The following is a 20,199-nucleotide window of genomic DNA, read 5'->3' as shown; positions in this document are numbered from 1 at the left end:
GCTATCGGGTCCCGATAGCGGTCTCCCCCTCGCCAGTCGAGTAGTTCCGCCAGTTCAGAATAAGTCTGTTGGCCAACTAACGATTCTGGTGGAACCACCCCCGTCGGAAAAAACGGGCACAGCGCGGTCACCGCGAGGCGTCCTCGGTGGCACTCTGGCGAACCATGCGAGCGGGACGGCACCCGTCGAGTCGGCAGAAACGGGTCCGGAGAGCGTCTCTCGGCGCTCCGCGGCGGTGGCGTCGGGGCGATGGCCGATCGGGTGTGTGGTGTTCCGGACCGTCGTCTCGTGATCGTCCCGATCGCGTTCGCGTCCAGGCCCGCGAAGAACTGTTCGATCGTGCCGACGCGTATCCCGGCAGAAGTGGCAGAGACGTCTGTACACGCTGGCACGGCCGGCGCGCGATGCGGACGTCGTCGACCAGTTCCGTGAGGCCGCCGAACTCGAAGCGCCGATCGGGATCGACGCGCGAGTCGATCGGAACTGTCGAGGCGATCGACCGGCCGAATCGAATTACGCGGTCGATCAGTAGAGCAGAAAGATTTTATTCCGAACCGAGAAATCGGTGGCTATGCGTAACATCGTCGGCGTTGCAGTTGCTGTTCTTCTGATCCTCGGCGCGGCCTCGCTCACGGTGCTCACGGTGGTGGCCGCCGATTCGGAGTACGAGTTGACGGTCGACGACGCGATCGAGACGCCGACGGAAACGGTCGAGATCGAAGGGAGCGAGTACGACATCGACGAGATCGCCGTGATCGAATCCGGCGAACCGATCGAAATGGAGGTCACGTCGGCTGAGAACTACTACGTCATCCTGTACAACACTGACGGCGATTCTGAATACCGCGAGTACCTGTCCGCCGACGAACCCGCCGTGACGATGGGCGACGACGGTGATGACTTCGACACGAGTGCCCTCGAGTCCGGAACCTACATGCTCTCCCTCGAACCGGACGATCAGGGTCGCGAGGCGGTGACGCCGGTCGTCGTGCAGGGGTACGACGTCACCCTCGCGTATCCGACGACGGCCGAACAGGGGAGCGAGATCGAGGTCGAGGCGACGGTCGAGCCGATCGACGGCCTGGCCCGACCGGAGACCGTCGACGTCGCGATCTGGGAGGGGAACGACGTCACCGAGGTGACGCTCGAGCACGAAGGTGAAACGAGCTACGGGACGACGGTTTCCCTGGCGGCGTTCGACACCGGCACCTACGACGTGTATGGCGCCGTCGTCGGCGACGAGACGGTCGACGGCTATCCGACCACCCTCGCCGTCGAGAACGGTGCGACGCTCACCGTGACGTCCGACGAGACCGATGCCGACGGGAGCGATAGTGACGCCACGACCGGGAACGAGAGCGACGACGAGACCGATACGGACAGCGAAGCCGACAACGAGACCGATACGGACAGCGAAGCCGACAACGAGACCGATGCGGACGACGGGACCGCCGACGACGGCGACGAGACGGCCGATCGCAACGAGTCGACCGACGGCGAGAGCGGGAGCGACGCCGACACCGATTCGGGCGCCGGTGACGACGAGCGCAACACGAACGAGGACGACGAGACGGACGACGTACTCGAACCGACCGACCCCGACGACGCGGTGACGGACGATCCGGCCCCCGACGACGAACTCGGGACGCCGGGAGCGCTCCCGACTCTGCTCACGATCGCCCTCCTGCTTCTGGCTGCCACTGTTCGGAACGAGACCTAACTGTCACTGAACCTAATAGTCCGGTTTCGGCTGAACGGAACCCGATCGTCGATCGCGAGAGATCGTCCGCAGCGGAGTACTCGACGTCCGAGCCAGGCCCCGCAACTATTAAATCAATAGAGTCAGATCTGCTGATATATGGAAAATTTGGAACAATGGGCAAAAGTGACATTCCTGGTATCTATCATGCTCCTCGCTCCGGTTGCTGGGGTCGCATGGACTGCTGGGGCCACAGGAACGGCGGCGAACGTCACTACACAGGAGTCGAACGACGATGTTGTCGAACTCACCGACAACGTCTCGGCCTGGAACCGGGCACCACTCTCCTTCCGGGCCGACACCGCGGACGCGAACGTCTCGGTCGAGCTTCCGGGGCTCTACGTCGAATCGCCGGAGGGCGATGGTACTCTGAACCGTGGCTCGGTCGCAGTCTACGAGACCGGTACCGAGACGACGATCACCTTCGGAGACCACGTCGACACCGGTGAATTCGACGAGGACGTCAAGGTGATCCGGGGTTACCTGCACGGGAATGACAGCATAGCCTTCGATCAGCTTACGACCGAGAACCTCAACGAGAACGTGACGTTCGAGGACCAGAACAACTACAGCCTGTCGAACGACACGTTCACCCACACAGATACGCCAGACAAACCCGGTCGGTACGAGTATATCGTCGCTTCCGGCCTCGAAGAGACCGGCGGAAACATCACGAATGCCGACAACGCGACGATCTTCGGCGTCGAGCGAATCGTCGTCCACGACGAGCCGTCGACGGTCGACGTTCCCTCGACACCGGAACCCGGCGGCAACGTCACCTTCGACGTCAACGCGACGGCCCTCGAGGGAGCCGACGACGTGAACCACGCCGTCGTGCTCTACGACGCAGCCGTCTTCAACACGAGCGAAGTGACGTTAAACACCACCGAGGAGGTGAACGCCAACCTCTCGATGGAGAACGTCACCGTCAAACACGATTTCGAGTCGGTCAACGGCGTCCAGAACCACGGGGATAACGTCAGCATCCTCGAGCAGTCGCTGAGCGAACGGGCGGAAGACGGCGGTATCGAATTCACCGACGTGGTGAACTTCATCGCGACCGATGCGGGGCTCGACGAACCGACGACCGAACCCGGCGACGACCAGCTCAACGCCTCGTCCACGGCGATCGTCGGCAACGCGAGCGAGGAACTCACCGTCGAAACCGTCGAGAACTGGTCCGAGACCGACTACCGCTGGGTCCACGTTGCGACCGGCTCCTCGAACGATCAGATCCAGGCACAGACGGGCGTGCTCACGCTCGAGGCCACATCACCCCCCGCGCCCCCGGCGCCACCGGCACCGCCTGCCCCGCCCGCTCCGACGCCCGACCCTGACTTCGGCGTGATCAAGGCAGGCCTGAGCGCGACGAATATCGAGGCCGGCGACGCCGTCGATATCACGGCAAAGGTCGGCGAACAGGGAGGAGAGAGTGGCGGGACGTTCACCGCCGAGTTGATCGTCGACGGGGACGTTATCGACGAACAGAACGTCGACATCGGTCCCGGAGAGGAAGAGACGGTGACGTTCACCGAGACGTTCGACGAGGCTGGCAAGTACGAGGTCGCCGTCAACACCGTCACGGCCGGGACGCTTACCGTCAGCGACAAACCGGGGAGCCGGGACGATTCATCAGTCGCGGTCACCGACGCGTCGCTGAGTGACACCGAAATCGACGTCGGTAGCGACGTCGACGTCAGGGCAACCCTGGAGAACACCGGGAGCGAACCCGGAACGTTCACCGCGGAACTGACCGTCGACGGCGAAGTCGTCGACGACCAAGACGTGACCGTCTCGGCGGGCGCCAGCGAGAGGATCACCTTCACCGAATCGTTCGACGAACCCGGTGACTACGAGATTGCAGTCAGCGGGACGAGTGCCGGCACGCTGACCGTCACTGGCGATTCGGGGGTCCTGCCAGGGTTCCTCCCCAGCTTCGGCATCCTCGCTGCCGTTATTCTTGCTCTCGTTCTCACCGCGGCCGCGATCCTGATCTCGTGGTCCTTGCTGTAACAGCAAGGTCCATCCGCCGCCGTTCGACGTTCGGGTGATAAGCCGCATTCGGTCAACTGACGTGCCGGGCGAGATGATCGAGCACGACGCAGTCGAAGGCTGGGCTATTTTCCACACCGAAGCGGTCGTCCGCGAGCCGACCGGCGACGGCACACGGTGACGGACGGGGGTCAGTGCCGCGAGTCGGTCCCACATCGTTGTCGTGCGTGCGTCGAGGTCGTCACACCGATCGAACCGGAGCCGAGTATCCGGCTCGCGGACCGCTCGCCGAACCGGCCCGACCCACGCACCTGAAAGGCACGGAATCTTTTCCGTTGACTTCGGAGCCACAGGACACATGTCTCTGACCGCCGCGGTGCGGCGGTGGCTGTCGGACGACCCCGACGTCACCTACGAGTGTCGGAACTGTGGGACGACACTCGAGTCGACCGAGCGGACGTGTCCGGTCTGTGGGTCGATCGAGATCGCGGAGTACGACGCAGCCGAGTACGACGCAGCGGGGTCCGATTCCGCCTGAGCAGCCCACCTTCGCGATCGGAGGTGGTCCGTTCCGGGTCGATCGGACGCGATAGGAGGTTTATCTCCCCGCCTCACGTAGACGCGCCTGCCGCCGGTGGCGCGCACCGGCGCGATGGAAGGGGATCTCCATGCCCGAAATCAGGTCAATCGTCCGCGAACGGGTCGTGACCGCATCACCAGATACCTCGCTTACCGAACTGGCGGAGCGGATGGAAGCGGAGGACGTCGGCAGTGTCGTGATCGTTACCGACGATCGCCCGCAGGGGATCGTGACCGATCGCGATATCACGATCGAGACGGTCTCCCAGGGGAACGACCCATCGTCGGTGACCGCCGAAGACGTGATGAGCGACGACCTCGTGACGGTCGACGCCGAGAGCGGTATCTTCGACGTGCTCCGTGCGATGGAGGAGTCGAACGTGCGACGGATCCCGGCCACCGATTCGGACGGACGGCTCGCCGGAATCGTCACGTTCGACGACTTCGTTATCCTTCTCGGCCGAGAACTCAGGCTGCTCGGCGACGTCGTCGAAGCCGAAATACCGCCCTACGAACACACCTGACCGCGTTCCGCCGCCGACACGGCGGTGCTCGGTCCGTGCTCGTCCGTGCCGCGGCCGCCGATAGAAGCCCGCGTGCCGGTGGGGCCCTAGTGAGCGGTTGCTGGCAGGCCCCCTCTCGCGGCTGGACGTAAATATCAACACCCTCCGGAGCGCAGGATACGGCGTCGATGGATACCCACGTTGAGTACCGTATCTCGCTGAGTCTCGTCGGGACCGTGCTGAAGTATATGAGTATCCCGCTTTTCGTTCCGCTCACCGTCGCGATCGAGTACGGGGAGAGCGTCCTTCCGTTCGCCCTCACGATCGCCGTCGCAATCGTCGTCGGTGCCGGGCTCGAACGGCTCCACCCGAAACCGGAACTCGGCCACCGCGAGGGATTCCTGTTCGTCGCCCTGACGTGGCTTGCCGTGCCGCTCCTGGGTTCCCTCCCGTACCTCGTCGCGGGACAGGGAACGGTCGCGATGCCCGTGAACGCGCTCTTCGAGAGCATGAGTGGCTTTACGACGACCGGTGCGACGGTCCTCGGGGAGATTTCGTTCGAGCGCCACTCCCGATCGATCCTCATGTGGCGACAGCTCACCCAGTGGCTCGGCGGGATGGGGATCATCGTGCTGATGGTCGCAATTCTGCCACAGCTGTCCGTCGGTGGCGCGCAGGTGATGGAGGAGGAAGCACCTGGATTCAGCATCGAGCGGCTCACGCCGGGGATCAGGGAGACCGCACGGATGCTCTGGCAGATCTACGTCGGGTTCACACTGCTGGTATTCGGGCTGTATTACGGCCTGCACCTGGTCGGGACGGCCCCGAACATGACGTTCTACAACGCCGTGGCTCACGCCTTCACGACGATGCCGACGGGCGGGTTTTCGCCCGAAGCGCGGAGCATGGAGGTGTTCAGTCCGGCGATACAGTGGACGGCGATGGCGTTCATGCTCGTCGCCGGTACAAATTTCGCCCTGTTCTGGCACGCGTTCAACGGGGACCCGGACCGCCTGTTCGGCAATTCCGAGTTCCGATCGTACGTTGGTGCGATCGGGATCGTCGGCGCGATCCTCCTCGTCTTCCTGGCCACCGGACTCGGGGTGGCCGAAACGCCGGTGAACGTCGGGCCACTCGCCGGCGACGTCGAATCGTCGGCCCGGCACGCCCTGTTCCAGTCGCTGGCGTTCATCACCACGACCGGATACGCCAGCATGGACTTCAATTCGTGGAGTACTCCGACCCAGACCGTGTTACTGTTCGCCATGTTCCTCGGTGGCTCCGTCGGGTCCGCCGCCGGTTCGGTCAAGATCATCCGGTGGTACGTGATCCAGCGCGTCATCCGCCGCGAACTGTACACGGACGTCCACCCCGACGCGGTGGTACCGATCCGCACGTCCAGCGAGGTACTGGACGAGGACACGGTTCACGGGCTCCTTGCGTTCACGCTGCTGTTTCTCCTCCTGTTCGCCGTCTCCACGGTGCTCATCTACTTCGATACGGTCCGGCACGGGCTCTCGCTGTCGACGCTGGAAGTGATGAGCACGACGATGGCGACCCTCGGGAACATCGGCCCGGGCTTCGGGATCGTCGGTCCGATGAACAACTATCTGCCGTTCTCGGAGACGGCGAGACTCTACATGGTGTTTCTCATGTGGATCGGTCGTCTGGAGATCCTCACGGTCCTGGTCATCCTCACGCCGGCGTACTGGTGGAAATGACGCCCGATCGGCGCGGCCTATCCGACGAACTGTCGGTTCGGTTGGTCGGTCGTAGCGGAGGCGGGTTCGATCGTCACCGCCGTCCCGGATCGTCCGATCGACGGCGTCTCGCGTGTCAGCCGGATACCAAACCCCGTGAAAAACGACGACCCGGCGGCGGGAGGTAGCCGGGTGCGACCGAAGCCGTCTCGGACCGGCGCACGAGGCCGCTCACCGTTCGCGTCTGGGCTCGTGACCGAGGACGCTGGCGACCGACTCGACGCGATCCTCGGCCCCCTGGTCGCGGCCCTGGTACTCGTCGACTTCGAGCGAGGTGATGATGCGATCGCTCTCGACCGCGTCGTGTGCCGCCAGGACGGCGTCGAACACCTCGTCGACCTCGTCGGCTTCGACGACCGTATCGGTCGCGGTCAGTTCGTACGAGACGTCGAACTCGTCGAGCGCGTCGATCGCCTGTGCGATGTTCTCGGAGAGGCTCCCGTCGTGGACGGGGATGACCTCGAATCTTGCGATGACTGTCATGGGATTCACCTGGAGTACGCGCCGCTGTGGGAAGCGAGCGGGGTCACCGACGCGCAGCGCGTGCTACGATAACAACCAGCATAATCGTTCGGGTGACGTCGCTCCCCGAGCGCGTCGAGACGCACCCGATCCCGGCCGATCAGCAATTCGAACTCCGATCTGCGAGGGACGGTCTTCGTATCGCGGGCCGCAGAGACGGTATCGCCGACGATGCAGACGCGAATCACCTGGCGTAGCTCGGAGGCCCACCACAACTGGCGTGACAGCCGGCCGCCCGTCAGGCGGAAGACGAACCGACCATCCGGCAGACTACTCCGTCCACGACGCCGTTTTCGCTGCCGGACGCGGTGGTGCCTCCGGCTCCGGCATCGTCGGCTGCGCCGCCGGCGTCGGCTGATCACGCCAGTCACCCGCCGGAACGTCGCCTCGATCGGCGCGGCGCTCCTGGGCTTCGAACAGGTCGGTGACGGCGGGATCGCCGTCGCTCGCGTCGCGTTCGATGTTCGGCGGGCGACTCGTCGAGAACTCGTTGCCCGCGAATCGATTGTCGGCTCCCGCGGGGTCCCCGAGCGCGAGGTCCGCCGTCCCCGACCCGGAGACGCTGTTCTCCCGGACGACGTTTCCCGACGGCTCGACGACGTTGGGTTCGACGGCGATGCCGAAGTGCTCGTGATCGTGGACCTCGTTGTCCTCGATCAGGTTGTCCCGGCCACCCCAGACGAGGATTCCAGTCCCGAACACCGGATAGGTGAGCGGCTTGGCGGGCGCGTCGCGGTTATCGTTTTCGTACACCTCGTTGTCCACGATACGGGACGATCGCTGCGGCGGATCCCCCTCGTCCAGCGTGTGCGGAACGATCCCCGCCCTGTTGTGCCGCCAGACCGAATCCCTGATCGTCAGGTCGCCTCCCGCGCTCGTGCCCGAGTATCCCAGACCGTTGTGTTCGGCGATCACGTCCGTAATGATCGCCTCGAACGGGTCGTTCCGACCGAGGTAGAACCCGGCGTCGGTGTGGCCCGACGCGTAGCTTTGCTCGAATCGACCGTCGCGAGAGCGGTACGCGTAGAGTCCGTAATCCGCGTTGTTGTACGCCGTCAGGTAGCTCCCCCGAAATCCCTCGACGTCCCGCCAGTAGAACCCGTTGCCGACGTAGTGGCGGGCGGTCAGGTTCTCGATCGCGACGCCGTCCGCCTCCACGTAGACGCCGTCCCGCCGCTCGAACCCGCCGTCGAGCACGACGTCGTTGCGATCGACCCCGCGGATCGTGAGCCCCGGCGTCGAGACCTCGATCGCCTCGTCGTACGTCCCCGCGTCCACGAGGACGAGGTCCCCAGCGTCGGCGTCGTCGACCGCATCCTGGATCGTCGGGTGGGTCTGGGGAACCCGGATCGAGTCGTAGTCGTCCTCCCCGGACCGTGCTTCGGAGGCGGTCGCGAACCCGGCGAGTCCAGCAACGCCCGCCGTCCGGAGCACGGCTCGTCGCGTTCGGTTCATGTGCACGTCCCGTGTGGACGTACCCGGAGCAGGTGCTTTGGTGTTCGGGGTTCCGAGACGCGGGCGTCGATTCGTAACGAAGATCACGAACCGTCCAGCGGACGGATAGTATCCACGGCACGCACCGTGGAGAAGACTCACAGATTAAATCACCATTGGTTACTCCCCTGTGACCCACTCCATCATAATGTGAATATGCTAACATAGATGTTCGGCGATACTGTGCTATACCGCACCATGCGAGAAGACATCGAATTCGAGGCCGAAGGGGACGTCCTGCGTGGCTGGCTTTATACGCCGGACGAAACGGACGAACCAGTGCCGACGATCGTAATGGCACACGGGTTCTCAGCGGTCAAGGAGATGTACCTCGACGAGTACGCCGAGGTGTTCGCGGAGGCCGGCCTCGGCGCGCTCGTCTTCGACAACCGGAACTTCGGTGAAAGCGAGGGTGAGCCACGGTACGAGATCGATCCGTGGCAACAGGTCCGGGACTACCGGCACGCGATCACGTACGCGGAGACCCGAGACGAGGTCGACGGTGACCGGATTGGAATCTGGGGATCGAGTTACAGCGGTGGGCACGTGCTCACGGTCGGTGCGCTCGAGAACCGGGTCAGCGCCGTCGTCTCCCAGGCGCCACTGACGGACGGCTACCACAACGTCCGCCGGCTCGTGCGGCCGGACATCATGACGGAATACCGGAAGCAGTTCGATCAGGATCGCCGCGCCCGCTTCCGGGACGAGGACCCGGAGATGGTGCCCGTCGTCTCCGAAGACCTGCTCGGGGAAGCGGCGTTACCCACGCAGGACTCCTACGAGTGGTTTACCGAGACGAAAGAGAAGCGCGCCCCGAACTGGGAAAACGAGGTGACGCTCAGGACGATCGAGATGCTGGCCGAGTACGCGCCGATCGACTACGTCGAGCAGATCAGTCCCACCCCGCTGCTGCTGATCGTCGCAGCAGAGGACGATCTCGCAGTCGCCGATAAAGCGTTCGAGACGTACGAGCGAGCGCGCGAGCCGAAAAAACTCGTGACGCTCGATGGAGGCCACTTCGAAGCGTACGTCGAGAAGTTCGACGAATCCAGTGAGGCGGCCCGGGACTGGTTCGTCGACCACCTCATCGCGTAAGACGGACATCGAACCCGGTCGATGCGCTGACGGGCACGAGTAGGCGGTCAGCACCTGTAGTTCCGGGACGCACTGGGGCCCACGGACCGTCCGTACGGACCCGCCGTTCAATCCGCCGTCGAAAACCCGTGCGCACCGACGAGCGGCACGAACCGCACCCCGCCGTGAGACGTCCGATCGACGCCGTCGTCGCCCTTTTCGACCAGGTAGAGCGTGTGGGATCCGCGCGGGGCGTCGCCCAGCGGAACGGTCATCCGGCCGCCGTTCGCGAGTTGATCGAGCAGCGGCTCCGGAATCTCGGGTGCGGCGCACGTGACGTTGATCCGATCGTACGGGGCGCCGCCGGGCAGCCCTCGCGACCCGTCCCCGACGAGGAGCGCGACGTCATCGTAGCCCGCCCGATCGAGGTTCCGACGAGCCAGCCTGGCCAGGTCGGGGACGCGCTCGACCGTGACGACGTGATCGGCCCCGACGAGTTCCGCGACGACTGCGGCGTGATACCCGCTCCCGGCGCCGATTTCGAGGACCGACGTGCCGGGTTCGAGGTCGAGGAGATCGGCCATCCGCCCGACGAGGTGCGGCGCGGTGATCTCCTGCTCGTGGCCGATCGGCAACGGCGCGTCTTCGTAGGCGCGATCGCGCTCGTCCTCGGGGACGAAGACGTGGCGCGGGACCGTCCGCACGGCGTCGGCGACACGGGACGAGCGAATCGGGCCGGATCGCTGGAGTCGATCGACGAGCCGGTCGCGGGCGTCCGCACGATCGTCCATAGGCCGTGCTACGTGAGTCCGTCGCATATCCCTTGGGACGCGATCGGTCGCGTATCCCCTGGGACCCACTCCGCGTGATCGCGCCGTAGCACTCCGTCGGCTGACCGACCACTGGCGACTGGAACGGAAGACATTTCGTGCAGCTACATCTCTTCGGAGAACGAATGCAGCATCGTCTGGCTGGACAACGCGGACGGACTCTCGCTGCCCTGGTCCTCGTCGTTCTCCTGGCAGGCTGTCTGGTCTGGGCGGGTGCGACGCCCGGCGATCCGACGACGAGCGAGTACCCCGACGAAGTCGATGTGACGCCGTCGCCCGAGACGTACGTGGGTGAACAGGTCGTCCTCGGTGGCTTCGTCGTCGACACCGACCCCATCGTGATCGCGACCCGTGCCAGCGGGTACGGACGGTTCACCCTCGCGGGTGCGAACGATCACCTCCAGAACGCCGACGGACCGCTCGAACGAGGCGATCGCGTGACCGCCTTCGGCAGGCTCGAGGACGAATCGACGCTCGTCGTCGAGCGGACGACGACCCGGGAGCCGTCCGAGACGTACTACATGCTCGGCGTCTCGCTCGTGGGCGGGCTCTGGGTCGCCAGCCGATGGCTCCGGGACTGGCGCTTCGATCGGACGACGCTCGCGTTCGCGCCGCGGGACGAATCAGCCACTCCGCAGGATCACCCTCGCGGTGATGGGGACGGGGGTGAACGCCGTGCCTGACCTGCTCACCCACGTCCTCGTCGGCTACGTCATCGGGATGCTCCTCTCGTTCAGAGACGAGTCACTGCGACCGGCACACGTCACGCTGGTCACGATCGGGGCGCTGTCCCCGGACTTCGTGAAACTCCAGCTCGTGCTGCCCGGCGGCCTCGTCGCATCGACACTCGGCGTGCCGGTTACCTGGTCTCCGCTGCACACCGTCGGCGGCTCCGCGCTCGTCGTCGGGCTCGGCTCGCTCCTCCTGGCTCCCGCCTATCGCAAGCAGGCGATCGCCCTGTTCGCGATCGGTGCCGTTTCCCACCACGTCCTCGACGTCCTCCTCCTGACGCCCACGGGGTACGCCTACGCCGTCTTCTGGCCGCTCACCGACTACCGGCCGCCGGCGGGCGGGCTTTACCTGAGCAGCGATCGGTGGCCGGTGCTCGTCGCCGGTTGCTGCGCCGCGGTCGTGTGGGCGCTCGATCGACGTGGTGACGGCCCCGCCGAGGTATCCGGATCCGACTGACAGAGGGGATCCGAGCGCCGTCGATCGATCCCCCACGTCGGCCAGTATCGGAAACCGATCAGTCGCTCGAATCGCGCCATCGCGACGAATTCGAGCGATATGACTCGACGCTGGACGGTGTTCGGGACGAAACGAGAGTGGCGAAAGGTGTGGACGAGGAGACGGGCGTGCTCGTTCCCGGGAACGAGCGGTGCGACGGGCCGGAGCGACGCGCAGTGCCGGTGAGACGTGAAAAGCGCCTATGCCGGCATCGTAATCAAAGCGAGGCGTGATTAAAAAGTCAGCGATCGGCTGCAACCGATCCGGTTTCGCAACGGGAGCCGGCGACCGCGAAGCGCGAAAACCGACTCAGAGCCGACGATCGCGAAGCGCCGGGAACTCGTCTCGAACTGCGGTGACCGCGTCGAGGTCGACGTCCGCCAGCACGAGCGCCGGATCGTCGCCGCTGGACGCGATCGGGACGCCCCAGGGGTCATAGACGGTCGATCGACCGAGCAGCGTCGCGTCCTCGAACTCGCCGCTGCCGTTGATCGTCGCGACGAAACACTGGTTTTCGATCGCCCTTGCGCGCGAGAGCGTCTGCCAGTGTTCGATCCGCGGGTACGGCCACGCGCTGGGGACGAGCACGAGGTCGGCACCCGAGTCGACCAGCCGCCGGTAGAGTTCCGGGAACCGAAGGTCGTAACAGGTCGTCACGCCGACGGTGAAGGGACCGATCTCGGCCGTCTCGACGCACTCCCCGGGGACGAGCAGGTCCGATTCCGCGGACTCGTAGCCGAACAGGTGGTGTTTCCGGTAGACGAGCTGGAGGTCACCGTCCCCGTCGAACAGCGCGGCGGTGTTCGCCAGCCCCTCGTCGGCCGGCGTCGCGACGGATTCGGTCGCCGCGACATCCTCGACGATCGAACCCGCGAGGACCGCGATCCCGTGGTCCGCGGCCGCCTCGCGGAGTCGGGTGAACGTCTCCCCCTCGAACGGTTCCGATTGTCGTTCGTACCGATCGAACGCGAAGTAGCCGACGTTGAACAGCTCCGGCAGGGCGACGAGGTCCGCGCCGCGGGCCGCCGCCCGCGACACTGCGTCGAGGGCCCGATCGACGTTGGAATCGACTCTCCCGGGTTCGATTTCGAGTTGTGCGAGCGCGAGCGTCGTGGTCGTGCCGTCGGGGGACGGTGTCGGATCGGCGGTCATCGGTGGGTCGTAAGGTCGCGCTCGAGCGCGCGGCGGAGGTTTTCCAGTTCGTCGTCGAGATTCCGCTTGAAGAACTTCTCGACGCCGGGGAGTTTGCCGTCGACGACGAACCGATTGTCGAGTCGGGTGCCGTCGTCGGTTTCGACGACCGTGTGTTCGCCGGTCACGGTCATTACCTTGGAACGACCGATGAACTCGACGTATTCCGGCGGTCGTCGCGTGACGTCTTCGGTGTCGACGGCGACCGTCCGCCGCACGAGCGGGATGGGCAACTCGACCTGCCAGGTCGTCCTGTGGCCATTCTCGTCCCTGACGGTGTAATCGGAGACGACGCTGATCGCCCGGGCGCGGTTTTCCGGATCCGAGATGAACTCCCAGACTCGCTCGGGCGACGCCGACACCTCGAACGAACGGTCGACCCGTACAGTCATGCTACTAACTGGGCGTGTGACCGATAAAAAGGCCGTGGACCGATGGGCCGGGAGACCGACCGGGTAGCACGATCGATCCGAGACGTTCGGGGGCCGTCAGTGGGACGGGGACGTGAACCGCGACTCCAGTCCGGGTCAGCTGATGGTGACTCGCCAGGTCGTCGATCGGGCCCGGCCCCACTTCTCGATGTCGACCTCGTCCGATTTCTCTGCGAGGTGTGGCAGCCGCGACCCTACTTGCTTCGACGAGAGTCCGATCGCATCCGCGATGTTCTTCGCCCGGAAGTACTGCTCACCGCGGGCGGCGCTCTCGCGGAGATACGAGAGAATTCGCTGCTCTTCGTCGGAGTAGTCGGTCATCGTCACGGTGTACTAGGTCGTCGGCAGTCTTAACTTTTAACGGCCGATCCGAACCCCGAAAACGGCGTCGGTGGCTCCGGCGGCGACTCACAGGGCCCGTCGATCGCCCCGCGATCGATCCCGGCGGCGTGGGTTTCGAGCGATCAGTCCCAGTACAGGTGGATCGCGACGACCGCGAACGAACTGAAGAGGACGGCCGCGGCAAAGCCCCAGGCTGCCTCGATGTCGGGCGCGCCGACAAGCATCAGTGCCGCACCGATGACCGCGATCGCACCGAGTGCGAGCGTCAGCCCGACGCCTTTGTCCGTCGTCGTCTCCGATTGCGTAGCCATGATCGAGGATTTCTGGTAGGGTTTCTTAATTGCATCCATTTCTCGGCCGCCTCGATCCGGGCGCGAGTGCGAGAAGTCGCCAGCCGACCGGCGGATCGACGGCTGACGAATAGACGTGATCGATCGGGCGGGCGAGAAGCGCGGCCCGGTCAGTTGATCGTCGTGTACTCGGACTCCTCGTTCAGTGCGAGGTTCGCCGAGATCTCCGCGTTTCGCATCGCGTACTGGGCGGTTTGCTGGAGGCTGACGAGTACCTCACGGACGCGCAACAGGTCCTCGTTGGACATCTCCGGCAGTTCCGTGAGGATCTTCTGTTCCTGGTTCGAGATCTCGTGGAAGAGTTCCCGGACCTCGTTGGACTTGTCGTAATCGCGTTCGACGGCCGCCTCGACCGCTTTCGAGGTGATCTCGTCGACCAGGTCGTTGAGGTCCCGGATCTCGCGCATCACGGAACTGTCGATGTTGAGGCTGTGGCCCGGGGTCTCGATCACGATGTCCGCGATGTCCTCGCCGTTGTCGGCGGTGAGTTCCAGGTTCTTCGCGATCGATCGGTAGCCGATGAGCGGGAACCCGCTGTTCAATCCGACCGCGCGGGCGAGGTTCGGATTCTGGTAGGCGGTGAAGATCAGCCGAAGCAGGAGCACGAAGATCTTGTTGGCCTGTCGTTCTCGGTTGAGGGCACGCTGTGCGAGATCGGGATTGCCGTGTGCGAGGGCCTTGATCGCCTCGCTGCGCATCGTCTGCCCGGTTCGCTCGAGTCGTTCGAGCAGGTTGTCGAGCGTGAAGTCCTCCGGATCGACCGAACACCGGATCGAGATGCTTTCGGGGGTCTCCTCGATGACGCCGAGTCCCATCAACTGGGTCTCTGCCTGGTAGACCGCGTTGATCGTCTCCGACTCGAGCGCTCCGTCTTCACACTCGATCCGGATGACTCGCCGACCGAGGACGTACTGGGCGACGATCGCACGCTCGACGGCGGCGGCGTCGAGATCGTCCGAATGGATGATCGCTTCCGTCTCCTCCGAACTCGCGGACTCGGGCATCACCGTCAGCGTGCCCTTGCCGCTGGTTCGCAGCGATACCTCGTCGCCTTTCTCGACGTCGTGTTCGCTGGCCCACTCGGCGGGGAGGGTCATCGCCAGCGTCGACGGACCCAGTCGCTGCACTTTCCGCGTTTCCATACCACTCGGTAGGATTGACCCGACCTTAATCTTGACTATATACTCATTACAGCGGGTCGCGATAGTTATATGGTTGATCTGAAGTGTCGAATTCGAGTATACCTTATATGGGGCCGGTCGACCCCGCCGGTCGATCGTCGTCGTACGATCGCCACGAGTTCAAACGACCTTCACGAGTCGCGTCGTGAACCGGCCCGTTCGGACCTGCTGCCAGCCGCGTAACTCCTCGTCTACGCCCTCGTCGTCGGTGTCGACCCGGAGCGCGCCGATCCCGTCGAGTTTGTCCCCGGAGGCGACGACCTCGATCTCGTCGGCCCGGTCGATCACCGCCGGCGAGATCTGGTGGTTTCCGCGACCGAAGATGAAGCCCTGACCGCCGATCGGGGAGACCACGATCGTCGCCGGTTCCGCGAGGACCGCGAGGATCTCGGACTCCGAGGCGTCGCGCGCGAGGACCTCGCCTTCGCGCCAGACGTCGACGCCGAGCGGGGAGGGATCGATCCCCAGTTCGGACTCGATCGCTCCGACGGTGCTGCCGGGACCGAAGACGTAGGTCCGATCGGGATCGATTTCGCGGGCGAACCCGGACGCCAGCGAGTCGACGCTTCCGCTCGCCACCTGTTTGCCCGACTGGACGTCCGGCGCGACGGGGACCGGCACGATTGCCTTCAGTTCCGACCGGACCTCGCCCTCGCGGTAGGCCGCCTCGTCGATGTCGTTGACTTCGCGGTCCTCGACCCGTTCGAACTCGGCGGCGATCCGACCGGCGTCCGCCGGCGTGACGCCGAACACCGACGAGTAGATCTTGACGCCCGCGGGCACCCCGAGCATCGGGGTCTCGCCCCCGTCGGCCTCGAGAACGTCGGCCACGTCGACCGCCGTCCCGTCGCCGCCGACGAACAGAACCAGGTCGACGTCGTGGTCGAGGAACGCCCGGACCGCAGCGCGGGTGTCCTCGGCCGACGTCCCGGGGTCGGCGGGATCGACCGCGTCGGTCGCGGCGTCCGGCCCGTCCGCCGGTTCCTCGTCGGCACTCGCCGCGCCGGGTTCGTACACCACCTCGGGTTCGTACCCCGCCTCGCGAGCCGCGTACTCGCCCATCACGGTCGCTGCCGTGTAGACGGTACAGTCCGGCTGGCGGCGACGCAGCGCCGACAGCGCGGTCCGCGCCCGATCGGGCGCTCGCGGTTCCGCACCCCGACGGCGCGCCTCCGCGACGTTCCCGTCGGTACCCTTCAGGCCGACCCGCCCGCCCATCCCCGCGATCGGGTTGACGACGACACCGAGAGCGTCCATGACTGGGGTATGACGGGCCGACGCAAAGAGCCGTGTGGTCCGGCGAGACGCCGCCGTCTCGGAGTACTGTCAGCCGACGGTCGTCCAGTATCTGAAACATTAAGGGGGCACGGAACCGACCGGCGAGTATGAACGAACTCGTCCTGCCACTTGCAGCGGAGACGCCGCTGCCGATCGGACTCGTCGGTTGGGGAACGCTACTCCTCGGTCTCCTGGTCGCCGTCGTCTGGCTGATCTACCTCTACCGCTGACAGCCGTCGGGCCGCCACCAGGGGCTGGCCGTCACGGGGACTCGACCCGATCGCGAAGCCACGCCGCAGCAGCCGCTGCGGTCGTCTCGTCCGTGCTCTCGATCGAGATCCGGACCGACTCGCCGGGATAGCTGCCGACGGAGACGTCGAACTCCCGGCGCAACTGCGCGATGCGATCGAGTAACGCGCTCTCCGGTTCGGCCGCGACCACTTCCTCCCGGTAGGTGGGTTCGCCCGCGAACTCGGGCGCGATCGTCTCGAACATCGTCTTCATCTCCTCCGGCACGCCGGGCAGGACGTAGACCCCCTCGATGACCGCGCCGGGCGCGACGCCCGCTTCGTTGTGGAGCGCCCGCGCTCCGGCCGGCAACTCCGTCGTCCCCTCCGTCAGATCGGCCCGCGAGTAGCCGTTCTCCTCGAGCCACGCGAGGGCCGCCTCGTGTTCCTCGAGGTCGCGGCCGAGGGCCGCGGCGACGCCCTCCATGGTCACGTCGTCGTGGGTCGGCCCGAGGCCGCCGGTGACGATGACCGCGTCGTACGCCGCGCGATACTCGTTGACGACGCGCGCGATGTCCGCGACGCGATCCGGGACCGTCGTGATCCGTTCGACGCCGACGCCGCGCTCGGCGAGCCGTTCACAGAGCCACGTGGAGTTCGTGTCCGCCGTTCGTCCCGCGAGCAGTTCGTCCCCGACCGTGACCACCGCGACGTTCATACCGGTCCCTTCGAACTGACACGTGAAATGGCTCTCGTCCCGCCGGCCCCGACCACGTCCGGTTCGTCACTCCAGTCGTGACAGTCAAGCTGAACTGAGACTCACGATAACCACAAGATTCAATTCTGATAATTAGTAACTCCCCAACGATGTCACGTGGCGGGACGAAGCAAGACGATCCGGATTCGGGTGCGATCCTCTCGGCACTGGGAAGCAAGTATAGCGCGGAGATCCTCTGTGCGGCCGGGACTCCGAAGTCCGCACAGGCACTGAGCGACGACATCGAGATCCCGATCGCGACCTGCTACCGTCGGATCGAGGAACTCGTCGACGCGGGGCTGCTGACCTGCGAAGGGCGGCAGCTCTCCGAGGAGGGACGCCGAACGAACATCTACCGACGAACGGTCGACGAAATCGAGGTCGACTTCTCGAACGACCAGCCGGAGTTCTCGCGCAAGCGCCGGACGGAGGCCAAAAACAGGCTCCAGGACCAGCTCGAGGATTGAGCCACAAGAACTGACCGCCGTCGACAGTCCGTTACGAGTCGTCTCCGCCCGTTCTCGGTGAGACCCGACGTCTCGTCCACGTCGCGTGCCAGCGCGGTGAGACGCCGCTCACGATGAGCGGCCTCTCAAGATGATCGACCTGCGTGAGTACACGCGCCGATCGATCAGAGTTAAGTATTCCCTCGGGAATACTGTGGTATGATTAGTGACGCCGATGCGGACGAGTCGATCGACGAGGCGGGAGCCGACGACCCCGTCGTCGGCACGCGACGGGTCCTCCGCGTGGGGCGCGATAGGCCGATCAGGATCAGCGCCGGGCATCGGATCCTGCACCACGACGGGAAGTGCTCGCGGCCGCACGGGCACAACTACGAGATCGCCGTCACCGTGACGGGCGAACTCACCGAGGCGGGATGGATCGCCGACAAAGCTGATATTACCGAGGTGATCGACGAGTGGGATCACAGGTTCCTCCTCGAGGCGGGCGATCCGCTCGTCGAGGCGTTCGAAGCGGCCGGCGACGACGACGCCGTGATCGTCCTCGAACATCCGCCGACGGCGGAGGTCATGAGCGTCCTCCTCGAGGAGAAACTGAGCGCTGCGCTTCCCGACACCGTCACCGACGTCGCAGTCCAGGTCAACGAGACCAGCGAACTCTGCGGCGGGGGTCGGTTCTGAGATGCCCGTTTCCGATTCGGCCGATCTGGGCGACGTGAGCGCCACTCCCGGCAATGCGCCGGACGACGCGACCGACAGCCTCCCGATCAACGAGTTGTTCTACTCGCTGCAGGGAGAGGGAACGCTCGCCGGCGTCCCCTCGGTGTTCGTTCGGACGAGCGGCTGTAACCTCCGGTGCTGGTTCTGCGATTCCTATCACACCTCCTGGGAACCCACACACGCGTGGCTGGGCGTCGACGATATCGTCGACCGGATCGAGTCCCACGAAGCGGCCGATCACGTCGTCCTCACGGGCGGCGAGCCCATGATCCACGACGCGAGCGTGGCGTTGCTCGAGGCGCTCGACGAGCGGGGGTACCACGCCACCGTCGAGACGAACGGGACGATCTACCGGGACGCTCCGATCGACCTCGCCTCGATCAGCCCGAAACTCGCGAGCAGCACGCCGACGGCCGATCGAGACCCGAAAGGCGACGGCGAGTGGGCGGACCGCCACGAGGACGATCGGATCGACCTCGACGCGCTGACGGGGCTCGTCGAGGCCTACGACGTCCAGTTGAAGTTCGTCGTCACCGACGCGGACGACCTGCCGGAGATACGCGAGTTGCTCGCCGATCTTCGCGGTGTTACGGACGCCACGATCGGCGACGACGACGTGCTCCTGATGCCCGAGGGCGCGACCCGGGAGCGACTCGCGGAGACGCGCAACCGCGTCGCCGACCTCGCGATGGAACACGGGTTCCGGTACACGCCCCGACTCCACGTCGATCTCTGGAACGACGCGCCCGAGACGTAACCGACCGTACTGCCGATCGATTCACGATGACCGACGCCACCGCTCCCACGCCCGACGAATCGCCCGCCAAACGCGCCGTCGTCCTCCTCTCCGGCGGCATGGACAGCGCCACCGCCGCCTCCGTGGCCCGCGACCGGGGATACGAGATCTACGCCCTGCACACCTCCTACGGCCAGCGCACCGAAGACCGGGAACTCGAGTGCGCTCGCCGCCTCGCCGAGGAACTCGACGCCGCCGACTTCTTGCAAATCGAGACCGGCCACCTCTCGGCGATCGGTGCGTCGAGTCTCACCGACGAGGAGATGAGCGTCGCGGAGGCCGACCTCGAGAGCGACGAGATTCCAACCTCCTACGTCCCGTTCCGGAACGCGAACCTGCTCGCGATGGCGGTCTCCTACGCCGAGGCGAACGATTGCGACGCCGTCTTCATCGGCGCCCACAGCGAGGACTTCTCGGGGTATCCCGACTGCCGTCCCGAATTCTTCGAGGCCTTCGAACGGGTGGTCGACGTCGGGACGAAACCCGAGACCGACATCGCGATCGAAGCGCCGTTCGTCGACTGGTCGAAGACCGAAATCGCCGACCACGGGATCGACCTCGGAGTCCCGTACGAACACACCTGGAGTTGCTACCGCGACGAGGAACCGGCCTGTGGCACCTGCGACGCCTGCGCCTTCCGGCTGCAGGCGTTCCAGAATATCGGGGTTCGCGATCCGATCGAATACGCGGAACGGCCGTCCTACGTCGACGAGTGAGGACTG

Annotated in this window: 23 protein-coding genes; 13 read left to right on the top strand and 10 right to left on the bottom strand. The window is 65.4% G+C overall.

What is annotated here, in order from left to right; all coding sequences use genetic code 11:
* Nucleotides 1-571: 571 nt before the first annotated feature.
* From MUG98_RS02460 to MUG98_RS02440, 5 genes are all read left to right on the top strand, one after another.
* Entirely contained in the window at nt 572-1,720 is a 1,149-nt protein-coding gene (locus MUG98_RS02460) for an MSCRAMM family adhesin SdrC (protein WP_265110603.1), read from the top strand.
* Between the two features lie 165 nt (nt 1,721-1,885).
* Nucleotides 1,886-3,772: a CARDB domain-containing protein gene (locus MUG98_RS02455; RefSeq protein ID WP_265110602.1), complete on the top strand. Its 1,887-nt coding sequence runs from the start codon at nt 1,886-1,888 to the stop codon at nt 3,770-3,772.
* A 337-nt stretch (nt 3,773-4,109) separates the two neighbouring features.
* Nucleotides 4,110-4,289, top strand: coding sequence for a zinc-ribbon domain-containing protein (locus MUG98_RS02450; RefSeq protein ID WP_265110601.1), 180 nt, complete (start codon nt 4,110-4,112; stop codon nt 4,287-4,289).
* Between the two features lie 130 nt (nt 4,290-4,419).
* Nucleotides 4,420-4,854 (top strand): CBS domain-containing protein, encoded by a 435-nt coding sequence (locus tag MUG98_RS02445; protein ID WP_265110600.1) that lies wholly within the window; start codon nt 4,420-4,422, stop codon nt 4,852-4,854.
* 167 nt (nt 4,855-5,021) lie between these two features.
* Nucleotides 5,022-6,554: a TrkH family potassium uptake protein gene (locus MUG98_RS02440; RefSeq protein ID WP_265110599.1), complete on the top strand. Its 1,533-nt coding sequence runs from the start codon at nt 5,022-5,024 to the stop codon at nt 6,552-6,554.
* A 210-nt stretch (nt 6,555-6,764) separates the two neighbouring features.
* Here the strand turns inward: MUG98_RS02440 and MUG98_RS02435 are convergent, their stop codons facing one another.
* Together MUG98_RS02435 and MUG98_RS02430 are read right to left on the bottom strand one after the other, a co-directional pair.
* Complete coding sequence (locus tag MUG98_RS02435) at nt 6,765-7,076, bottom strand: thiamine-binding protein (RefSeq protein WP_265110598.1); 312 nt, start codon at nt 7,074-7,076, stop codon at nt 6,765-6,767.
* Between the two features lie 309 nt (nt 7,077-7,385).
* Complete coding sequence (locus tag MUG98_RS02430) at nt 7,386-8,570, bottom strand: right-handed parallel beta-helix repeat-containing protein (RefSeq protein ID WP_265110597.1); 1,185 nt, start codon at nt 8,568-8,570, stop codon at nt 7,386-7,388.
* A 237-nt stretch (nt 8,571-8,807) separates the two neighbouring features.
* Here MUG98_RS02430 and MUG98_RS02425 point away from each other — a divergent pair, with 237 nt between their 5' ends.
* Nucleotides 8,808-9,704, top strand: coding sequence for an alpha/beta hydrolase (locus MUG98_RS02425; protein ID WP_265110596.1), 897 nt, complete (start codon nt 8,808-8,810; stop codon nt 9,702-9,704).
* A 107-nt stretch (nt 9,705-9,811) separates the two neighbouring features.
* Here MUG98_RS02425 and MUG98_RS02420 read toward each other — a convergent pair whose 3' ends face one another.
* Nucleotides 9,812-10,474: a protein-L-isoaspartate(D-aspartate) O-methyltransferase gene (locus tag MUG98_RS02420; RefSeq protein WP_265110595.1), complete on the bottom strand. Its 663-nt coding sequence runs from the start codon at nt 10,472-10,474 to the stop codon at nt 9,812-9,814.
* Between the two features lie 164 nt (nt 10,475-10,638).
* Between MUG98_RS02420 and MUG98_RS02415 the strand changes: the two genes are divergently transcribed.
* Nucleotides 10,639-11,196 (top strand): OB-like fold-containing membrane protein, encoded by a 558-nt coding sequence (locus MUG98_RS02415; RefSeq protein WP_265110594.1) that lies wholly within the window; start codon nt 10,639-10,641, stop codon nt 11,194-11,196.
* Entirely contained in the window at nt 11,189-11,701 is a 513-nt protein-coding gene (locus MUG98_RS02410; protein WP_265110593.1) for a metal-dependent hydrolase, read from the top strand. The genes MUG98_RS02415 and MUG98_RS02410 overlap by 8 nt, the downstream gene beginning before the upstream one ends.
* A gap of 348 nt (nt 11,702-12,049) precedes the next feature.
* On the opposite strand, the gene MUG98_RS02405 is transcribed toward MUG98_RS02410, so the two are convergent.
* From MUG98_RS02405 to MUG98_RS02380, 6 genes are all read right to left on the bottom strand, one after another.
* Nucleotides 12,050-12,892, bottom strand: a complete 843-nt coding sequence (locus MUG98_RS02405; protein WP_265110592.1) for a carbon-nitrogen family hydrolase — start codon at nt 12,890-12,892, stop codon at nt 12,050-12,052.
* On the bottom strand, nt 12,889-13,323 hold the full coding sequence (locus tag MUG98_RS02400) for an SRPBCC family protein (protein ID WP_265110591.1): 435 nt from the start codon (nt 13,321-13,323) through the stop codon (nt 12,889-12,891). Before MUG98_RS02400 ends, MUG98_RS02405 begins: the two co-directional genes overlap by 4 nt.
* A gap of 135 nt (nt 13,324-13,458) precedes the next feature.
* A complete protein-coding gene (locus MUG98_RS02395) occupies nt 13,459-13,683 on the bottom strand; it encodes a DUF7123 family protein (RefSeq protein WP_265110590.1) in 225 nt (74 codons plus the stop codon).
* 143 nt (nt 13,684-13,826) lie between these two features.
* Entirely contained in the window at nt 13,827-14,015 is a 189-nt protein-coding gene (locus MUG98_RS02390; protein ID WP_265110589.1) for a DUF7525 family protein, read from the bottom strand.
* Between the two features lie 149 nt (nt 14,016-14,164).
* Nucleotides 14,165-15,196 (bottom strand): phosphate uptake regulator PhoU, encoded by a 1,032-nt coding sequence (locus tag MUG98_RS02385; protein WP_265110588.1) that lies wholly within the window; start codon nt 15,194-15,196, stop codon nt 14,165-14,167.
* A gap of 159 nt (nt 15,197-15,355) precedes the next feature.
* Entirely contained in the window at nt 15,356-16,492 is a 1,137-nt protein-coding gene (locus MUG98_RS02380) for an ATP-NAD kinase family protein (RefSeq protein WP_265110587.1), read from the bottom strand.
* A 128-nt stretch (nt 16,493-16,620) separates the two neighbouring features.
* Between MUG98_RS02380 and MUG98_RS02375 the strand changes: the two genes are divergently transcribed.
* Nucleotides 16,621-16,743, top strand: coding sequence for a hypothetical protein (locus tag MUG98_RS02375; protein WP_265110586.1), 123 nt, complete (start codon nt 16,621-16,623; stop codon nt 16,741-16,743).
* Nucleotides 16,744-16,774: 31 nt separating this feature from the next.
* Here the strand turns inward: MUG98_RS02375 and MUG98_RS02370 are convergent, their stop codons facing one another.
* Nucleotides 16,775-17,458, bottom strand: a complete 684-nt coding sequence (locus tag MUG98_RS02370; protein ID WP_265110585.1) for a competence/damage-inducible protein A — start codon at nt 17,456-17,458, stop codon at nt 16,775-16,777.
* A 149-nt stretch (nt 17,459-17,607) separates the two neighbouring features.
* On the opposite strand from MUG98_RS02370, the gene MUG98_RS02365 reads away from it, so the two are divergent.
* The 4 genes from MUG98_RS02365 to queC all read left to right on the top strand — a co-directional run bounded on the left by MUG98_RS02365 (nt 17,608) and on the right by queC (nt 20,193).
* Nucleotides 17,608-17,964 (top strand): winged helix-turn-helix domain-containing protein, encoded by a 357-nt coding sequence (locus MUG98_RS02365; protein ID WP_265110584.1) that lies wholly within the window; start codon nt 17,608-17,610, stop codon nt 17,962-17,964.
* Nucleotides 17,965-18,162: 198 nt separating this feature from the next.
* Complete coding sequence (locus tag MUG98_RS02360) at nt 18,163-18,642, top strand: 6-pyruvoyl trahydropterin synthase family protein (protein WP_265110583.1); 480 nt, start codon at nt 18,163-18,165, stop codon at nt 18,640-18,642.
* Between the two features lies 1 nt (nt 18,643).
* Nucleotides 18,644-19,438, top strand: a complete 795-nt coding sequence (locus MUG98_RS02355) for a 7-carboxy-7-deazaguanine synthase QueE (protein WP_265110582.1) — start codon at nt 18,644-18,646, stop codon at nt 19,436-19,438.
* 26 nt (nt 19,439-19,464) lie between these two features.
* Nucleotides 19,465-20,193: a 7-cyano-7-deazaguanine synthase QueC gene (gene queC, locus MUG98_RS02350; RefSeq protein WP_265110581.1), complete on the top strand. Its 729-nt coding sequence runs from the start codon at nt 19,465-19,467 to the stop codon at nt 20,191-20,193.
* The last annotated feature ends 6 nt before the right edge of the window (nt 20,194-20,199 follow it).

This window comes from Halosolutus halophilus (assembly GCF_022869805.1).
GTDB lineage: Archaea > Halobacteriota > Halobacteria > Halobacteriales > Natrialbaceae > Halosolutus > Halosolutus halophilus.
The sequence above is the reverse complement of the archived record's forward strand: the minus strand, read 5'-3'. Positions and strand labels throughout refer to the sequence as shown.